Source organism: Microbispora sp. H11081, assembly GCF_012999535.1.
Taxonomy (GTDB): domain Bacteria; phylum Actinomycetota; class Actinomycetes; order Streptosporangiales; family Streptosporangiaceae; genus Microbispora.
Genome location: NZ_JABBWV010000041.1, coordinates 1 through 953, shown reverse-complemented (window position 1 = coordinate 953; position 953 = coordinate 1). Strand labels below are relative to the sequence as shown.

The window sequence follows — 953 nt, the reverse complement described above, 5'->3', positions numbered from 1 at the left end:
CGGACCTCACCCAGCCGCCCAAACCCCCCACCCGGCCCCGCCGCCTTCACACGCCCGGCCGGCGCGGCCTGATCGACCTCAGTCATGCAACGCTCCTTCAGAGGACGTACCTGCTACATCCGACCCGCGTTCCGGGGCGGACTGTGGGGCGGATCCTGCGGCGGACCCCGACTCTGGGGTGGGCGTCTGCCCCGCCGAGACCATCACCAAATCGAGCACCCGATGCTCGTCCAGATCCTCAGCCGCCGCCTCATGCACGATCCGGCCCTCCCGGACCACCAGCACCCGATCGGCCAGCCCCAAAACCTCCGGCACCTCACTGGACACCAGCAACACCCCGATACCGTCATCGGCCAGCCGGCGCACCAACGCATACAACTCCGCCCGGGCCCCCACATCCACCCCACGCGTCGGCTCATCCAGCAACAGCAGCTTGCGATCTTCGGCCAGCCACCGCCCCAGCACCGCCTTTTGCTGGTTACCGCCCGACAACGTCCGCACCGCCCGCCGCGGATCCGCCGGACGAATGTCCAGCGCCTGCGACAACCGCGTCGCCTCGGCCATCTCCCGCCGCCGATCCAGCCACCCCAGCCGCGCATACCGCCCAAGACTGGCCAGCGTGATGTTGTGCGCCACCGAATGATCCAAAAGCAACGCCTGCGCTTTGCGCTCCTCCGGCGCCAGCCCCATCCCCATCCGCACCGCACGCGTCGTACTACCCGGCCGCACCACCCGACCGTCCAGCACCACCCGCCCACCAGCCCGGCGAGCCCCGTAGACCGCCTCGACGATCTCACTACGACCCGACCCCACCAACCCGGCCAGACCGACGATCTCCCCCGCCCGCACGCTGAACGACACGCCCTCGAAATGCCCCGGCAGACTCAACCCCTCCACCCGCAACACCTCAGGCCGGCCCTCATGCGCCCCCCGCGCCGGCCGCGGCGGAAACA

Annotated in this window: 1 protein-coding gene; it reads right to left on the bottom strand. The window is 70.4% G+C overall.

The window, feature by feature from the left end:
• Window positions 1-78 precede the first annotated feature (78 nt).
• Window positions 79-953 (bottom strand): ATP-binding cassette domain-containing protein (locus tag HHX31_RS33395; RefSeq protein ID WP_169953797.1); only part of this gene is annotated, 875 nt, incomplete at its 5' end.